This window comes from Celerinatantimonas diazotrophica (assembly GCF_004339545.1).
In the GTDB taxonomy this organism is placed as follows: Bacteria; Pseudomonadota; Gammaproteobacteria; order Enterobacterales; family Celerinatantimonadaceae; genus Celerinatantimonas; species Celerinatantimonas diazotrophica.
Genome location: NZ_SMGD01000017.1, coordinates 1 through 15,068 on the forward strand (window position 1 = coordinate 1; position 15,068 = coordinate 15,068).

Here is a 15,068-nt window from a genome sequence, read left to right on the forward strand (position 1 = left end):
CGAACTCAGACGTGAAACGCAACAGCGCCGATGATAGTGTGGGGTTTCCCCATGTGAAAGTAGGTCACTGCCAGGCTTCGAATTGAGCCCCATCCATTGGATGGGGCTTTTTTTATGGGTGGGATTCGGGTCCCTGTCACGGATTGCTGTTGATTGACAGGACACTGCCATGCCTGTCGCTGTCATAAAAGAATTCTTGGACTGATGGTTTGCTAGTCCGGAAGATCTCTGTTTCTCTTAATGATCTTTGGTAGTTGGTTAATTCTGATAAGATGAATGGTGGTTATGACGCTTTTGGGAGATATTAGCAGGTTATGCTAAGCAAAGAGAATCTTGTTAAATTGGCACGAGTTAAAATGCCCTTTGGGAAATATGCTGGGCGTTTTTTAATTGACCTTCCTGATGAATATCTATTGTGGTTTGAGAAAAAGGGCTTCCCAGAAGGCGAGCTGGGGCAGCTAATGCAGTTGTGTCTAGAGCTTAAGATTGAAGGGCTAGATAGTCTGGTCAAGCCATTAAAAGCGCAATGATCTGAGCTCTCAAGCGATTTGCTCTATAGTGATACCGTTTGATCTGGTGACTACGTTGATGGGATGAAGCTCTTCGCATTGGCTTCGGATATTAGAATAGATTGAAATACACTGACTAGTCATTTTGTTGGGATGCTCAATCTGATTGATCGAGAGTAGTATTAGCTATCGCTTTCATAAGACGGCTGCCGACCAAAATTATTGCAATCGAACTGCGCCGCACTGTCGTCACTATTGATGATGACACTGACGATGGTGTTCTAGGGTATCGAAATCTTTATAATGGTAGAAAATTAAAATTTGCGCAGTTGGAACAAGCACATAGGCCAAATGGGTGGCAATGAGTTAGTTTGGCTGGGCTATAAATGCTAATCGAGCAATTCTATTCCTAAATATTCTAATAGATTCAAGGCTTCATATCGCGTGAATTTGGCTCCTTGCACCTGATTGTCTAAGATATGAATTGCGTAGTTGGTTGATTCGCTAAAATCGACATCTTGTAAGTTCGTATGCATGAACAAACTATGTGTAAAGTCGCAGGCATTCATTGTCGAACCAGTAAAATCCCCTTCTCGAAAGTCAACATCGTGCAACTTACATTCATCTAAAACGAGCTCATTTAAGGTGAGTCCAAAAAAGGAACTGTCGTTCATGATGCAACGTTGAAACTTAAGCTCAAAATCTCGGTGATAGATTGGCCAAACAGCTTTTGTCCAATCGATACCAACTAATTTACTATCTTGAAATGATACACCAAACAAGTAACTATTGGGGAAATGAGCCACACTGAGGTTACACCGCTCAAATTTGCAGTTGATAAGCTTACAGTGTTGGAACTGCACGCCAGATAGATCACAATCGCTAAACAGGCATTCTTCGAACTCAATATCTTTAAAGCAACGTTCTGAAAGTTGTAGTTTATCGAAGGAATGTTCTAAATATTGTTCACCATTATTCCAAGGTTCCATCATATCCCGCATCTCTTGCTTAATTTTGGTTAGCGCAAAGGTCACACTCGATATACTTAAAGAACCCCTTCAAGGGCATTTCGATCATAACGCATAAGTTTAGGAAAAAATAGTTGTCGGTTTAGTGTTTACTGAAGTTGCTATGGCATATGATGGATGGCGGGTTACGAGGCTACCTATATAGCCTCGCTTTTGTCTTAAGCCCTGGCAAATCGTTTTGACAGGCGCTGGTTGACTATCAGCGCCATGACGATAATGATTCCACCAATGCTTAGGCGCAGAATGTCGGCATTGTGGTTCCAGATTACAAGGTTGACTAAGATCCCTGCGGGAATCAGAAGATTATTAATAATAGCCAAAGCTCCAACGTTAACTTGCGTCGCTCCTTTGTTGAACGCAAAATATCCCCAGCCAGAGGCAATCACCCCAAGGTAGATTAAGATGCTCCATTGCTCGGTAGTGTGCGGTAGTTTGTCAGAATGGCCCCAGAGTAAGTAGCCAATACTAGCCGTGATTAAGGCACCAATGAAAAACCAACCAAAGAAACTTTTTTGGGGAATATGAGCGACTTGTTTTTCAACTAAACGTTTATAGGCCACTTGCCCTAGAGCAAAGCTGATGTTTGCTCCCTGAACCATTAATAATCCTCGAATAAAGTTTCCATCGATATGCTGATAGCGAATCGCAATGGCTCCAATTGTGGCTAAAAAAGCAGTAATGAAGAACTGCCGATTGAGATGCTTATCCATTAAGTCGTTAAACAATGTGACATACATTGGCGTTAAGACTGTAAATAGCAGCACTGCAGGCACGGATAGGTAGAGAAACGATTGGTAATAAAAGCCATACATCACCCCAAGCTGTATAGCACCGATTAGCATCAATTTCACAGCTAGTTGAAATGACACATTCTTTAATCTCAAAAATGGCAGAAAAACCAAAGTAGCCAGTGCAATACGTATCCATACCGAAAACCAGGCATCAACCTGACCCGATAGATACACACCGATCAGGCTAAACGAGAAAGCCCAAACCGCGGTGACAAGTAAAAGTAATGGCATATAGCTTAGAGTCCGTAACAGTATTTAATTATTGCTCTCTAGTTTAAGCCAGCAAGCTGTTCTCTCCAATAGTAAATAACAATAAAATATAAAAATTACAAATGATTAAAATTTGTTCTAATCTTTTTTGTTAGTATTAACCGTGAGTCTTGTTAATCATAGTGGTTGAAATAGAGGATGAGGATGTGGCGTGGGATGTCCTCGTTTATAGCTGTATATCATTCATTGTGAATCCGCCTATGAGCGGTGAAAAAGTAGGTCTGACTTTAAAGGAAAAAGGCCATTTCTTACCAAGCTGCCAGCTTAGTGAACGATGGTGACTCAATTGGTGTTAGAGATTGCTAGGTGATACTTGAATTAACCAAATATATCAATAAGTTAAATTTGATGGCGGGCGATTTCCAGATGGTGGTGTTTTTATCAGAGTTCAAACAAATTGAAGTGACGATTATTGGTAAACTGCTTGATGGGAGTCGTCAATGTTGCATGGCCGAGGGGGAAGCAAATAACTCTAGATAATAATTAAAGTTATTTCGCTATTAGCCGTTATTAATAATAATCTTAGAAAATATGATACAGCTAACTTATTGATGCTTAGGTATTTGCCATTATTGATAAATTTTGCTGTAGTGATGTTTGACAATTAATGGCTTTGGATCCAGTTGTACGTATGATCAAACCAGATGATTTCGTTCTAATGGATGACCAGCGTCATGTCGGATTGACGCCTTCCACACTTATTGCTCCCTTATCGCCAGATGACATTCTGGCCAGTTTGGCATTGTCGAATTATGCCGATTGCTGCATTCATCAAAAAGCAGTCCAGCATTTAGTTGAATATGTGAATCGCACTCAAGATGGCCACTCACAGGATGTGCCCTTTGTCATTGCAGAGCGTATAGATGCAACTATAGAACTGGCTATTGCTGATGATGCGATGACCGTTAAGGCGGTTTTGATTACCGCTCAGGGTGGGAAACACATTGGTTTGCCGAAACTCATTGATAAATTACATGAAGCGAAAGTCAGTTTTGGCTTACAGACACAGCGCACGCTGCAGTTTTTAAAAGCGGCGGCTGCCGCTGATCCTGGGATTCGGATGGAGGAGATCATCGCGGTCGGTAGACCGGCTGAAAATGGACGTAACGCACGGTTCAAACGGCTTGTCTCGACTCCCAAAGAGCGCTTGTTGCAACCTCAACCGATAGATAAAAATCGCGTTGACATGCGCGATTTAGGGCAGATGTGTTCTGTTCGTGCTGGCGATGAATTAATGCGTAAACTGCCTCATTCTCAGGGCAAAGATGGCAAAAATGTATACGGAGAAGTCCTCCCCAGTATTTCTGGTGAAGATGCTGCGCTTGTGGCCGGAGAGCGAACAATAATCTGTCCGGATGACCCAAATCTGTTAATTGCTGCGGATGTGGGATTGCCGATGGAAATTGAACACGGGATGCGTGTCGATGAAGTATTGGCGATGAAAGAGGTGAATGTTGGAACTGGGCATATTGATTTTGCTGGTTCTATTGTGATCAGTGGCGATGTACGAGAAGAGATGAGAGTGACCGCCCGGGGCGACATTCATGTGCTGGGTTATGTTGATTCAGCGTATCTTAAATCGGGGGGCGATATCTTAGTTGAAAAAGGGATCATTGGTCATCGACGTCCAAATGGGCAGATTTCGTGTGTACTTAAGGCTGATGGCAGTATTCATGCCCGCAATGCCCAATATAGCCAACTGAGTGCCGGGAAAGATATCAACATTACTCGCGAGCTTAGCCATTGTTTAGTGCGTTCTTTACAGAGTGTTTTTGTCGGGGACGAAAAAGGATATAGAGGATTATTGGTCGGTGGCGAATTTAATGTCGGGGAGCGTTTAGAATCGGTGAACGTTGGCAGTGAAGCCGGGACAAATACTTATATACTGGTTGAGGGTGAATACGAGCGGTTGTACGAACGGCGTAAAGCATTGCAGCAGCGTTGTGAAAAAATTCAATTTCGTCTAGATGAACTGATGGAGGTGCAAATCGCCAGTGCCAAGATCCCCGAAGAAGAGAAACGGATTGCGATGCAGAATAAAGTCGCTGCGACGATTCAACATGATCACGTGTTAATGGCCCAAGCTGAAACAGAAATAGAGGAAATCGAAAAGGCGATTGAGGCTTATTTAAGTCATAGCCGATTTATTGCTAAAAAGCATATCTACCCCAATGTTCATTTTAAACTGGCTGGACAAGAAGTAGTCAGTGAACGGGTGTATGGTCCTAGCCAAGCCGTATTTAGTGAAGGTGAATTGAAATTTGAGCCGCTCTAAGCGACTTCGTAGAAGTCGGCTTGCTGTGCCAGTTTTTCGATTTCCTGACGAATAATCGTTTTTGTCGCCTGAGTACATCGCCCACAATGCTGCGCAACATGCAGATGCTGTTGTATCTGGGCAAGTGAAGTCTTGCCTTCGTTAACGGCCTGACGGATCTGGCTATCGGTTACACCTTGACATATACAGACAAACATCTTGAGTCCCCCTTTTTGCAATTCACAGCTTAATTTTAATAAAAACTATTCTCATTAGCAATTATTGTAGGCAATCTTTATATTTCTTTTGATTTTTCACAAATTGTCTCAAAGATTATTTGCGTGACATCGCCGATCGTCTTACCATTATCGAGTAATTTAACAGATATTCTCAGGGCGGGGTGGAAGTCCCCACCGGCGGTAATATATCAATAGATATTAAGCCCGCGAGCGCTTTATGTTTTTTTGCATAAAGGTCAGCAGACTTGGTGTGATTCCAAGGCCGACGGTTATAGTCCGGATGAGAGAGAAGCAGACACATACCTCGGAGCTATTCTTTTTCAAGAATGCTTTCTAGCGGTGGATACCGCTGTCTCTTTATGCCCTGACTCAAATTTTTTTTGAAGGAATGAACATGAGTCAGAATCTTTTAGCTTCTTTTGGGAACGCAATTGAACGGGTTGAAACAGCACTAGCAGCTCTACGTGATGGGCAAGGTGTATTAGTGGTTGATGATGAAGATCGAGAAAACGAAGGGGATCTGATTTATAGCGCTGAGCGTATTACACCCGCCCAGATGGGGTTGATGATCCGCGAAAGTAGCGGCATTGTCTGCCTGTGTATGCCAGATGAGCGTTTAAAACAGTTACAGCTACCGCCAATGGTAGAACATAATACCAACCATAACCAAACCGCTTTTGCAGTGACCATCGAGGCCAAGGAAGGGGTAACCACCGGCGTTTCAGCTGCCGATCGCGTGACCACGATTAAAACCGCAATAGCCGATGACTGCCAACCGACTGATTTGGTGCGTCCCGGCCATGTCTTTCCCCTGCGGGCTCATCCGGGAGGCGTCTTTGCCCGCCGTGGTCATACCGAAGGAACGGTTGATTTAATGCTTCTGGCAGGTTTGAAACCTTATGGTATCTTGGCTGAGATTACCAATCCAGATGGCACTATGGCTCGTTTGCCGGAGATTGTCGCGTTTGCCCACAAACAGCAGATGGTGGTTTTGTCGATTGAAGATATTGTTGAGTACCGTCAGCAATTAGAAGCAAAAGCGAGTTAGGTGATAAACAGAGCTTTGCTCTTGAACATTTAAGTGTTTCGTCATTTTTAAAGCCGATGTATCTCTCTGATATCGGCTTTTTATATTTTTATCCGAATCCCTCTCTTTGTGGCCGGCTTGCTTTTGAGTCTGTTATTAAAAGAGTGGTAGTCAACGGCCAATATGCACATGATTCAACTCTTGTGATGCTTTTTTATCTGAGAGGGCCTTATATTGCATGAAACATCGTTAAAAGCTTGCACAATATATACAAACGTGGTTAATTGAAATTGCGTTTACTTTTTGTCGAGGAATGCTATGCAAGTGAATCATTCTGCTGCGTTAAGTTTTGCGGAAAGTGGTTTTGTTGATCGCTATCTCAAAGCTCGCGAGCGTTTTTTTAATACAGATTGTCAATTTATCATTCAAGAAAAAGAATCTGATCAGGAATTATCACGGAGTGCACTGTCTCACGCATATCAACAGGGATGGATCTCTATCACTGAATTTCAACGCTGGAATAGTCAGTTAGCTGATTCAACCAACGAATAAGCTGCGTTCTTTGAACTTTTAACCCGGCCTGTTTAGGCTGTTCAAAGTAATAGACAGGCCGTTTAAAAGCCGAAAGTTTCGGTTTCAGAAAATCATCTAGACTCGCACGAGTTAATGTATCGTTGCTTTTTATAAAAGCAACGGGACGTTTACCGTATTCTTCATCGGCTATTGCAACCACTGTGGCTGCAATAATTTGCGGATGGTTCAATAGAGCCATTTCGATCTCTTCCGGTTGTATATTTTCTCCCCCACAAATAAACATTTGATCCAATCGGCCATGAATCACGAGCTGATTATCAATGTAATCACCGCAATCACCACTATGAAACCATCCTTGTTCATCACTCAAAGGAACCCGCTTTCCTGCCTTGAAATATCCCGGCGAGAGTGTCAATCCTCTAAGAAGGACTTCATGATTGGTGTTAATTTTTACCTCTTGATAAGGTAAAAGGGTACCCGCTCCCTGTCCTTGACCAACGACGCGAGTGGCAACTTGGGAACTCATTTCCGAGCTGCCATAGCTCATATAAGCGATAAATCCACGGTTTAATGTAGCCTGCAATTGGGTTTCATTGCATGGCCCTCCACCAATTAAGATATGTTTTAAGTGAAGAACATTGCTGTGAAAGTTTTCCTGCTTGAGCAACCGATAGAGCTGGGTTGGAACTAAGGATAAATGAGTAATTGGAAAGCGACCAAGCGTCTTCTCTAATGAATCAAAACTAAGCGCGATGCTCGCCCCACATAGTAGTGCCCGATAAATTAACGCCTGTCCCCCCACATGAAAGAGTGGCAGGGAAGCCAGCCAGCAGTCTCCCTGACTCAGTTGAATTCGCGCCTGACTGCCGATAGCACTGTAATAGAGATTCTGCCAGCTATGAATAACTGCTTTGGGCTCACCACTACTTCCCGAAGTCAGAATCATGTCGACCCACTGGTTAAAAGCGCAGCGTGGTTGAAGAATAATGTCTGCCTCTTGGTATTGCCAGTCGAGCGTGAGCGTCGCGCAGTTATCTAAGGCTGTGGAAGTAATCATGACATCGGCATCAATTGTCTGCATTGCTTGTTGCAATGCCTGAGCGCGAAGATGTGGACTGACTGCACAATAGATCCAGTTGCCATGTAAGCATGCCAACTGCAGCAATACGCTGTGTAGAGGGTTGTCTACAATCCAACCGATCCGAGCCTGAGGGGGAATATCGGCTTGCCGTAACTGTTGGATTAATGAGCTTACCCAGTGGCAGGTCATCTGGTAGCTAATGGTTTGTTCTGGCGTATAGATAAATGGTGCCAGCGGATTTTCCTGTAACTGTTTGAACAGCGGAGAGACAGTGGTTGTTGACATGCCAGGGTACAACTTGAGTAATCGATGATTGAAGTATGCCGTTGTTAATTAAAGGTGTTTTTTAAATGGATCAATAAAGCAGGGGATTGTCGGCAAATTGGCGAAAATAAATGAGGCGAGTCACTTGCTTGTGTGAAAAGTAGCGCAAAGTATCCAACCCCGGATAAAGATCACCGTATTGATTGGCTAAACTCTTCAACTGCAAAAGTCCTAAGCGGCTTTCAAAGCTAGAGCTGATACTGATGGGAATGTTAAGCGTTTTGGCAATTTGCAGATAGTAATCGGTATTCTTGCCAAGTAATGTTGGTTTGAGCACCAGTGTTTGAATATTGGCTAATGTCTGTGCATCGATGCGTTGGTGTTGGAGTGATTCATCCAACGCAATTGGAACATCTGCTTTAGCCAGTTTTAAGCAGTCAGCTAAGCTAGCGCAGGGCTGCTCTAAATAGGCAAGGTTGGCGGTATTGATCTGAGCTAGAAAAGACTCCGCTTGCTGATAGTTCCAGTGGCCATTGGCATCCAGACGTAATTTAAGCTGCGGATAAGCTTGATTAATATGCGCGATGAGTGACACCTCCTCGGTGAGTGCTCGTCGGGCCACTTTTAATTTGGCTAGCGTCAGGGGGCCTGGATATTGCTCAAGATAACTTAAAATGGCTTGCTCATCGCCCTGCAAGAGTGGGTATCGCTGGTTTAACGAGTCAGGTTCTGCTTGGGGGCGCTGTTCTTTGGCACATTGAATCCCCCAATAGGTTGCTGCTGAGCGAAGAGAAGCGTCATGCCGATGCTCTAAAAAATCCGTCAGCTGTTGGAAACTCTCGCTAAGAGTGTGCGAGCTAAAGCCTGGCAGGGGGGCAATTTCGCCCCAACTGCAACTACCTTCAGGATGTTGTAGTTGCAGATAGAGGCCACGGCGAATGGATTGCTGGGGATCCCATGGACAATGCCAATGTTGCCGATATAACCAGATTTTTACCTGCCAGTGATGCATGGGCGTGTCTACGGATTACGGGTAAAACGGGTGAAATCGGGGGCCCGATGTTCGTTAAACGCGTTGCGTCCTTCCTGACCTTCATCGGTCATATAAAATAGCATCGTTGCGTTACCCGCTAACTCTTGTAATCCGGCTTGACCATCACAGTCGGCATTGAGCGCCGCTTTCAAACAGCGCAGAGCCATAGGGCTATTGCGTAGCATTTCTCGGCACCACTTCACGGTTTCTTTTTCAAGATCGGCTAAAGGCACAACGGTATTGACTAAACCCATATCGAGGGCTTGCTGGGCGTCATACATTCGGCATAAAAACCAAATTTCACGGGCTTTTTTCTGGCCGACTAAACGTGCCATGTAGCTGGCGCCCCAACCCCCATCGAAGGAACCCACTCGTGGCCCAGTTTGGCCAAATTGAGCATTATCAGCTGCGATGGTTAAATCACACATCATATGTAAAACGTGCCCGCCTCCCACAGCGTAACCGGCGACCATTGCCACTACTGGTTTGGGGCAAGTTCGAATGTCCCGTTGTAAATCTAGAACATTAAGATGATGAATACCGCTGTCATCTTTATAGCCACTATCGCCACGAATTTTTTGATCACCACCACTACAAAATGCTAAATCACCTTCACCCGTAAAAATAACGACACCAACGTTGGAATCATAGCGAGCATCACTTAACGCTTGAATCATCTCCTTCACGGTTTGAGGACGAAAAGCATTACGAACCTGAGGGCGGTTGATGGTTATTTTGGCAATTCCACAGGCGGATTTATGATAACGGATGTCTTGATAAGCGTCGCTGACATCTTGCCATTGAACTGGCGCATTCAGATCCTCTGATGTATAGATAGGCATACAAACCTCTTGAGATTACGTCGAGAGCTTAAGCCTGACAGTAATCACTAAATAGGTAATTGATATCCATCAATTAATCGCGTTACCTGCTCCGAACCAAACTATTTATTTATGGGGGAGCTCAGACTCACCTAAAAATTGCCGAACAATCGCTATGAACTCCTCGGGTTTGGCGACATGAGTATTGTGTCCTGCGCCAGCGATTTGATAGCGCTTGGCCTGTTTAAGCTTACCTAATAACTCTTCGGCAAGGGTCGCAAATTTGGTATCTTCGTTGCCGACCACTAGGGCAATGGGAAACTGAAGTTTGGCCAGCTTCTCACTGAGTTCAATCTGGCGAGCCAGGCTGGTGGCTTCAAGCATCGCGGCTAAAGGCTTAGGATCGTATTGACGTTTAATCTCAATTTGATGTTGACGTTCCAGCTCGCTTAAATTGGCAAAAATAGGTTGCTGATACCAATCTTGCAGAACTTGCTCAAACGATTCTTGGCGCAGCCGTGTTGCCCATTTTTTATCACGGTCGAGTCGGATGTTTTTTTGCGCTTCGTCGTTAAGTCCCAAATGCGCCGATTCTAAAATGACAGCTCTGAGCCCCTTGGGTTTTAAACTGGCATGAAAAGCGGCCAATCTCCCGCCCATGCTATATCCGACCAGCGAATATTCGCGGACTCCTAAATGTTTCAACGTATGTTCTAATAAACGATGCACTTGGCGGAATCCATGGCGAACATCGGGTTTGAGTGCTTGACTCATCCCGTGACCTGGCAGATCCACACTAATGCAGTAGTATTGATCACTTAATGCTGAAGTGATGTATCCCCAATCACTGTTATTGCCCATAAAGCCATGCAGAAAAACCAGTGCTGGATTAGTCTTGGATCCTTTGACGCTAAAGTGAAGAGAGTTCACGCACCTGTTCTCCTAATCGGTGGATCGCTTTGCTGGCCGCCCCTGGCTCACTTAAAATTTCCAACAAATGTGTTCCACCTTGTTGTAATGCTTGTTCATACGCTGTACTCAAAGTGCTGGGATTAATAACGCGTTGATAGTTTATCCCAAATTGCACAGCCGCTGCCCGAAATTCAATGCCATGGGGCAATTGGTAATAATCTCTTGCCAGATGATTTTGTGTAGGTACTGGCAATAGTTCAAAGATACCGCCTCCGTCGTTATTTATCACGCAAATTATAAGCGTTGTGCGAGTCGTTCTGGCCAGAGCCAGCGAGTTCAGATCATGCAATAGAGAAGTATCGCCTAATAAAACGGTTGTAACCGCTGCGTATTGGGCAATACCGCAACCACTTGCTAGCAATCCATCAATTCCTGAACAGCCCCGGTTGGTATAAATGTTGAGTGCTTTGGGAAGGTGGTTGGCAACCAGCTGCATATGACGAATTGCTAAACTGTTGCCCAGCATCAACGCGCTTTGAGTCGGGATCAGTGTGGCCAATGTGGCGACCATTGCCAACTCGTCATCGCCTTGGGGGATTGGTAATTGTTGTTGGGCTTGGAGCCAGTGCATGGCATCGTCAAGTTGATAGCTGGGTGCTGGGTGGGCGTTAATCCAGCTTTTAGCATCAGCATAAAAGCGGTGAGTGGTCTGCCAGTTCGGATCAAGCCGCTTCCCCCGGGGTTCAATCTGATAATATTCACCGGTTTGAGTGTTCAGCCATTGTCCGAGGATTTTACTGACTAAGCGGCCGCCAAACTGAATGATCAAGTCAAATTGGGACGAGGCTAATTTTGAATGACGCAATAAAAGGTCAACGGCGCTGATCACCCTACTCGAGCCAGCGACTTGGGACTGGACATCTGCCATGATTGGCCAACCGGTATTTTTTGCCCAATTTAATACCGCGTTTGCCTGATCGGCATCCATCGCCCCTAAAATGATAAGTACTTTGGTCTGTTCTGCGGGCGGCCAAGAAGGCGTGCGTACTTGTCCGGTCAGCGATGGAGTAAAACAGTTAAGGGGTTGATCATGGCTAAGCCAGTGCTCAACATCTGCTAAATAAGCTGAAAAATCGATGGCTTGACTGTGCGGATAAAAAGGTTCTCGAAAAGGGCAATTTAATAATGCGGGGCCTTGTTGCGAGCGCATTTGGGCGACTAAGTCATCGAGTTTGCCGAGTAAGGCCCGAGCTGGAAAATGTTCGTCAGGGGCAGGCAGAGCCACTTCTGCAACAGGATAATGAGCAAATATGCCAGGCTGCGAGATGGCTTGATTGGCCCCGCAGTTGAGCAGTTCATCAGGGCGATCGGCACAGGCAATTAGCAGTAAAACACCGGTTTGAGCCGCTTCAATAAATGCCGGATAGAGATTGGCCACGGCTGTACCCGATGTACAGATGACCAAGACGGGATGGTCGCTAGCTTTCGCCATTCCTAGTGCCATATATCCCAAACCGCGCTCATCAAAATGCGTATGACAACGCAATTTTGCATGATGCGCACAGGCTATCGTTAAGGGGGCACTTCTTGAGCCCGGAGCAATGCAGACATCTTGAATATTCAGACGAGTACATTCCTCGATTAACAACCGAGCCCAGAGTAAATTGAGATTATCGCAAACAGGGTCAAACATTTAATAATCCTTGGATCGTGGCACTTTTGCGTTGCAGTTCCTGCCATTCACTTTGCGCCTCGGAACCTTTTACAATGCCTGCTCCAGCATAAACTGAGAGCTGCTGCTGGTTTTGATGAGCGCAGCGAATCGCAACGGTAAAATCACTTTTCTTTTGGCTAATAAAACCGACTGCCCCCGCATACCAACCGCGATCGAATGGTTCGTGCTCTGCTAGATAATGCTGCGCTTTCACTCTTGGCAGGCCTGCCACCGCAGGGGTCGGATGAAGCGCAGTCAGTAAGTCGGTATCGGTGGTGTGAGGATGTAATTGGGCCGTTATTTTTTGACAAAGATGTTGTAGATGACGTTGTTCAACCAGCTGCATGGGGGCAATCTGAATGTTCTGACTCATCGAGGTTAATGCCTGATAAATTGCATCGGCAACAAACTGATTTTCATGATTGTTTTTGGTGTCATGCAGCAGTTTTTGCCCTAATTTGGCACGGGTATGTTGTTGCTCGCTCGATTGGCCTGTTCCTGCCAGAGCTTCTGTTGCAAGCGATTGCCCTAAACGTTGATAAAGTCGCTCTGGGGGGACACCAAAGAAGCTCTGATCCGGTTGGTTTGAGAGGTAAAAGGCGTAGTTATCCGGTTGCAATTGCTGCCATTGTTCCAGCAGGGCCAGAGCATTAATATGCTCATTTGCCTGATAAATACTTTGTCTGGCTAAAACCACTTTGGGGCAAGCTTTGAGCGCGTCCGCTTGGGTCACTGAGTTGACCAGTGAGTGCCACATCGGCTGGCTGGGATGCTGAGCGACTAGTTTAAACTGGGGCGATTGCCAGCGTAATTTGGTTTCTGAACGTAGCGACTTTAATGTTGCGATTCGTTGCTCGGCGCTCATGGATTGCCAGTTGTGAATATATAACCACTGCTCATCGTCATTCAACCGCAGCTCTATCTGCGGCAAAATAAACTGGCACGCGGGAAATCCTGGCCATTGTGGCTGGGTTTGGTCAAAGGTGACACCGCCATAAAAGCGCTGCTCAGGGTACTGTGCTAAATAGCTAGAAATATCGCTTAATGAAGTTATTTTTATTAAGGCGCCCAAATAACATACTTTTTCACCTTCTCGATCTTGCCAATACCCTTTATACATATCTGATTGTGCTGCTAACCAGCCTAAGGCCGAGTGGACTTTTACTGGAAACTTGATCGATTGCATTGTTGGCAGTTTATTTTCTTGTTTGCCCCAGATAGCTCGGTCAAGTTGTTTTGGATCAATCATTAACATAGCTAAGATCCTCTATGATGACAATAGCGACGCTCTTGTCGATGACAGCAAAGCTTATCAGAAGGATCTGTAAGCTATTTGATGCAAAACAATTTCGATGCTCACAAAGGTGGGGTTATGGTTATTTCAACTTGGATTGAAGCGATGCGCTTGCGGACGCTGCCGCTGGCAACTGCTTCGATTATATTGGGCAGCGCCTTGGCTGCTTATCATCATGGCTTTAAAACCAGCGTGTTTATCTTAGCGATGAGCACTGCATTGTTATTACAGATTCTATCTAACTTTGCCAACGATTATGGTGACGCAGTACATGGTACTGACAATGAAACTCGGGTTGGACCAGCGCGAGCGATTCAATCGGGAGCATTGAGTGCCGCCAGTGTCAAAAAGGCAGTTATCATCTGTGCGATTTTGGCTATGGTTTCAGGATTGGCACTATTGACTGTTAGCTTAGGGGAGAACTGGCGTGCTTGGGCTTGTTTTATTGGGCTAGGGGTGGCGGCAGTGATAGCTGCAATTACTTATACTATGGGCAAAATGCCATATGGCTATCGCGGTTTTGGCGATGTCAGCGTGTTTTTATTTTTTGGTCTGCTTGGCGTCGCGGGTAGTTATTATCTGCACACAGGGGCATTAGAGCGTTCAGTTTGGCTGCCAGCGATCGCCAGTGGCTTACTTTCTGCTGCGGTTCTAAATATTAATAACATTCGTGACTTAGAACCGGATAAAGCGGCTGGCAAAAATACCTTGGCGGTGCGTTTAGGGGCTCATTTGGCGCGTATTTATCATCAATTGCTCGTGGTTGGCGCGCTGGTGGCATTTGTCATTTTTGTCAGTGAAGTCCATGGTTATGCGGGGTATTTGGTCTTATTGGCGGCTATTCCACTGGTCAAATCGGGTTGGACCGTTTATCGCAGTCAGGATCCGAAAATTCTAGATGGCTTGTTAAAAACAACGGCCAAACTCTCCCTTTTGGCTAATGTCACTTTGTCCGTTGGGTTATTAATAAGCATGCATCCGCTTTAATCTAACTGGGTAAATTGAGTGATTTCGTGACATATCGGTTGAGCTTTATTAGAAAGTTTTTATACTAAAGCTGCTGTGGTCTAAGCTGAATTTTTTATTCAGTGCCCAGTAAACTCAAGAAATACTTGTCGGAGTGCCATAAGGCTGAGACGTTGCAACCCCATTTGGTTGCAGCGGATCCGTATCACCTGATCAGGGTAATGCCTGCGAAGGGAACAAGTGTGAAAATAGTCGCTACAACAGTGTTCTGCTGGCGCTATTTCCCTCTATCGATACTCCCCGGCAAGCCTCTTTTTAACTATTCGAGGCC

14 protein-coding genes, 1 rRNA gene and 2 riboswitches are annotated in these 15,068 nt (G+C 45.2%); of the genes, 6 read left to right on the plus strand and 9 right to left on the minus strand.

Translation table 11 applies throughout. The annotated features are described in order from the left end of the window. Together rrf and EV690_RS15665 are read left to right on the plus strand one after the other, a co-directional pair. Positions 1–76: ribosomal RNA gene (gene rrf / locus EV690_RS18810) — 5S ribosomal RNA — on the plus strand; the annotation flags it as partial. A 238-nt stretch (positions 77–314) separates the two neighbouring features. Next, entirely contained in the window at positions 315–530 is a 216-nt protein-coding gene (locus tag EV690_RS15665) for a DUF3820 family protein (RefSeq protein WP_131913963.1), read from the plus strand. Positions 531–898: 368 nt separating this feature from the next. Here the strand turns inward: EV690_RS15665 and EV690_RS15670 are convergent, their stop codons facing one another. Both EV690_RS15670 and EV690_RS15675 read right to left on the minus strand, forming a co-directional pair. After that, a complete protein-coding gene (locus EV690_RS15670) occupies positions 899–1,498 on the minus strand; it encodes a pentapeptide repeat-containing protein (protein WP_131914150.1) in 600 nt (199 codons plus the stop codon). A 197-nt stretch (positions 1,499–1,695) separates the two neighbouring features. Further along, a complete protein-coding gene (locus tag EV690_RS15675) occupies positions 1,696–2,559 on the minus strand; it encodes an EamA family transporter (protein WP_131913964.1) in 864 nt (287 codons plus the stop codon). A gap of 670 nt (positions 2,560–3,229) precedes the next feature. On the opposite strand from EV690_RS15675, the gene EV690_RS15680 reads away from it, so the two are divergent. Then, a complete protein-coding gene (locus tag EV690_RS15680; protein WP_165872782.1) occupies positions 3,230–4,873 on the plus strand; it encodes a DUF342 domain-containing protein in 1,644 nt (547 codons plus the stop codon). Here the strand turns inward: EV690_RS15680 and EV690_RS15685 are convergent. Next, the gene (locus EV690_RS15685) at positions 4,870–5,070 is read right to left on the minus strand and encodes a (2Fe-2S)-binding protein (RefSeq protein ID WP_131913966.1); all 201 of its coding nucleotides are present in this window, start codon (positions 5,068–5,070) and stop codon (positions 4,870–4,872) included. The two genes, EV690_RS15680 and EV690_RS15685, sit on opposite strands and share 4 nt — an antisense overlap. Positions 5,071–5,234: 164 nt before the next feature. Continuing rightward, positions 5,235–5,387, plus strand: a riboswitch (FMN riboswitch). A 98-nt stretch (positions 5,388–5,485) separates the two neighbouring features. Here EV690_RS15685 and ribB point away from each other — a divergent pair. Next, complete coding sequence (gene ribB, locus EV690_RS15690) at positions 5,486–6,139, plus strand: 3,4-dihydroxy-2-butanone-4-phosphate synthase (protein ID WP_131913967.1); 654 nt, start codon at positions 5,486–5,488, stop codon at positions 6,137–6,139. Between the two features lie 297 nt (positions 6,140–6,436). Beyond that, the gene (locus tag EV690_RS15695) at positions 6,437–6,670 is read left to right on the plus strand and encodes a hypothetical protein (protein ID WP_131913968.1); all 234 of its coding nucleotides are present in this window, start codon (positions 6,437–6,439) and stop codon (positions 6,668–6,670) included. Here EV690_RS15695 and menE read toward each other — a convergent pair. The 6 genes from menE to EV690_RS15725 form a co-directional block, all read right to left on the minus strand. Beyond that, entirely contained in the window at positions 6,618–8,018 is a 1,401-nt protein-coding gene (gene menE, locus EV690_RS15700; protein WP_131913969.1) for an o-succinylbenzoate--CoA ligase, read from the minus strand. The genes EV690_RS15695 and menE overlap by 53 nt on opposite strands. A gap of 70 nt (positions 8,019–8,088) precedes the next feature. Further along, entirely contained in the window at positions 8,089–9,009 is a 921-nt protein-coding gene (menC, locus tag EV690_RS15705; protein ID WP_131913970.1) for an o-succinylbenzoate synthase, read from the minus strand. A gap of 8 nt (positions 9,010–9,017) precedes the next feature. Then, positions 9,018–9,872, minus strand: a complete 855-nt coding sequence (gene menB, locus EV690_RS15710; protein WP_131913971.1) for a 1,4-dihydroxy-2-naphthoyl-CoA synthase — start codon at positions 9,870–9,872, stop codon at positions 9,018–9,020. Between the two features lie 105 nt (positions 9,873–9,977). Beyond that, a complete protein-coding gene (menH, locus tag EV690_RS15715) occupies positions 9,978–10,781 on the minus strand; it encodes a 2-succinyl-6-hydroxy-2,4-cyclohexadiene-1-carboxylate synthase (RefSeq protein WP_131913972.1) in 804 nt (267 codons plus the stop codon). Further along, positions 10,762–12,456, minus strand: coding sequence for a 2-succinyl-5-enolpyruvyl-6-hydroxy-3-cyclohexene-1-carboxylic-acid synthase (gene menD, locus EV690_RS15720; protein ID WP_131913973.1), 1,695 nt, complete (start codon positions 12,454–12,456; stop codon positions 10,762–10,764). The genes menH and menD overlap by 20 nt, the downstream gene beginning before the upstream one ends. Further along, positions 12,449–13,732 (minus strand): isochorismate synthase, encoded by a 1,284-nt coding sequence (locus EV690_RS15725; RefSeq protein ID WP_131913974.1) that lies wholly within the window; start codon positions 13,730–13,732, stop codon positions 12,449–12,451. The genes menD and EV690_RS15725 overlap by 8 nt, the downstream gene beginning before the upstream one ends. A gap of 117 nt (positions 13,733–13,849) precedes the next feature. On the opposite strand from EV690_RS15725, the gene EV690_RS15730 reads away from it, so the two are divergent. Continuing rightward, entirely contained in the window at positions 13,850–14,758 is a 909-nt protein-coding gene (locus tag EV690_RS15730; RefSeq protein ID WP_131913975.1) for a 1,4-dihydroxy-2-naphthoate polyprenyltransferase, read from the plus strand. Between the two features lie 119 nt (positions 14,759–14,877). Further along, positions 14,878–14,990, plus strand: a riboswitch (TPP riboswitch). Positions 14,991–15,068: the final 78 nt, after the last annotated feature.

Coding starts and splice junctions, on each gene's coding strand:
- EV690_RS15665 (WP_131913963.1), top strand. CDS start 315: ATGCTAAGCAAAGAGAATCTTGTTAAATTGGCACGAGTTAAAATGCCC.
- ribB (WP_131913967.1), top strand. CDS start 5,486: ATGAGTCAGAATCTTTTAGCTTCTTTTGGGAACGCAATTGAACGGGTT.
- menE (WP_131913969.1), bottom strand. CDS start 8,018: ATGTCAACAACCACTGTCTCTCCGCTGTTCAAACAGTTACAGGAAAAT.
- EV690_RS15680 (WP_165872782.1), top strand. CDS start 3,230: ATGATCAAACCAGATGATTTCGTTCTAATGGATGACCAGCGTCATGTC.
- EV690_RS15730 (WP_131913975.1), top strand. CDS start 13,850: ATGGTTATTTCAACTTGGATTGAAGCGATGCGCTTGCGGACGCTGCCG.
- menC (WP_131913970.1), bottom strand. CDS start 9,009: ATGCATCACTGGCAGGTAAAAATCTGGTTATATCGGCAACATTGGCAT.
- menB (WP_131913971.1), bottom strand. CDS start 9,872: ATGCCTATCTATACATCAGAGGATCTGAATGCGCCAGTTCAATGGCAA.
- EV690_RS15675 (WP_131913964.1), bottom strand. CDS start 2,559: ATGCCATTACTTTTACTTGTCACCGCGGTTTGGGCTTTCTCGTTTAGC.
- EV690_RS15695 (WP_131913968.1), top strand. CDS start 6,437: ATGCAAGTGAATCATTCTGCTGCGTTAAGTTTTGCGGAAAGTGGTTTT.
- EV690_RS15685 (WP_131913966.1), bottom strand. CDS start 5,070: ATGTTTGTCTGTATATGTCAAGGTGTAACCGATAGCCAGATCCGTCAG.
- EV690_RS15670 (WP_131914150.1), bottom strand. CDS start 1,498: ATGGAACCTTGGAATAATGGTGAACAATATTTAGAACATTCCTTCGAT.
- EV690_RS15725 (WP_131913974.1), bottom strand. CDS start 13,732: ATGTTAATGATTGATCCAAAACAACTTGACCGAGCTATCTGGGGCAAA.
- menD (WP_131913973.1), bottom strand. CDS start 12,456: ATGTTTGACCCTGTTTGCGATAATCTCAATTTACTCTGGGCTCGGTTG.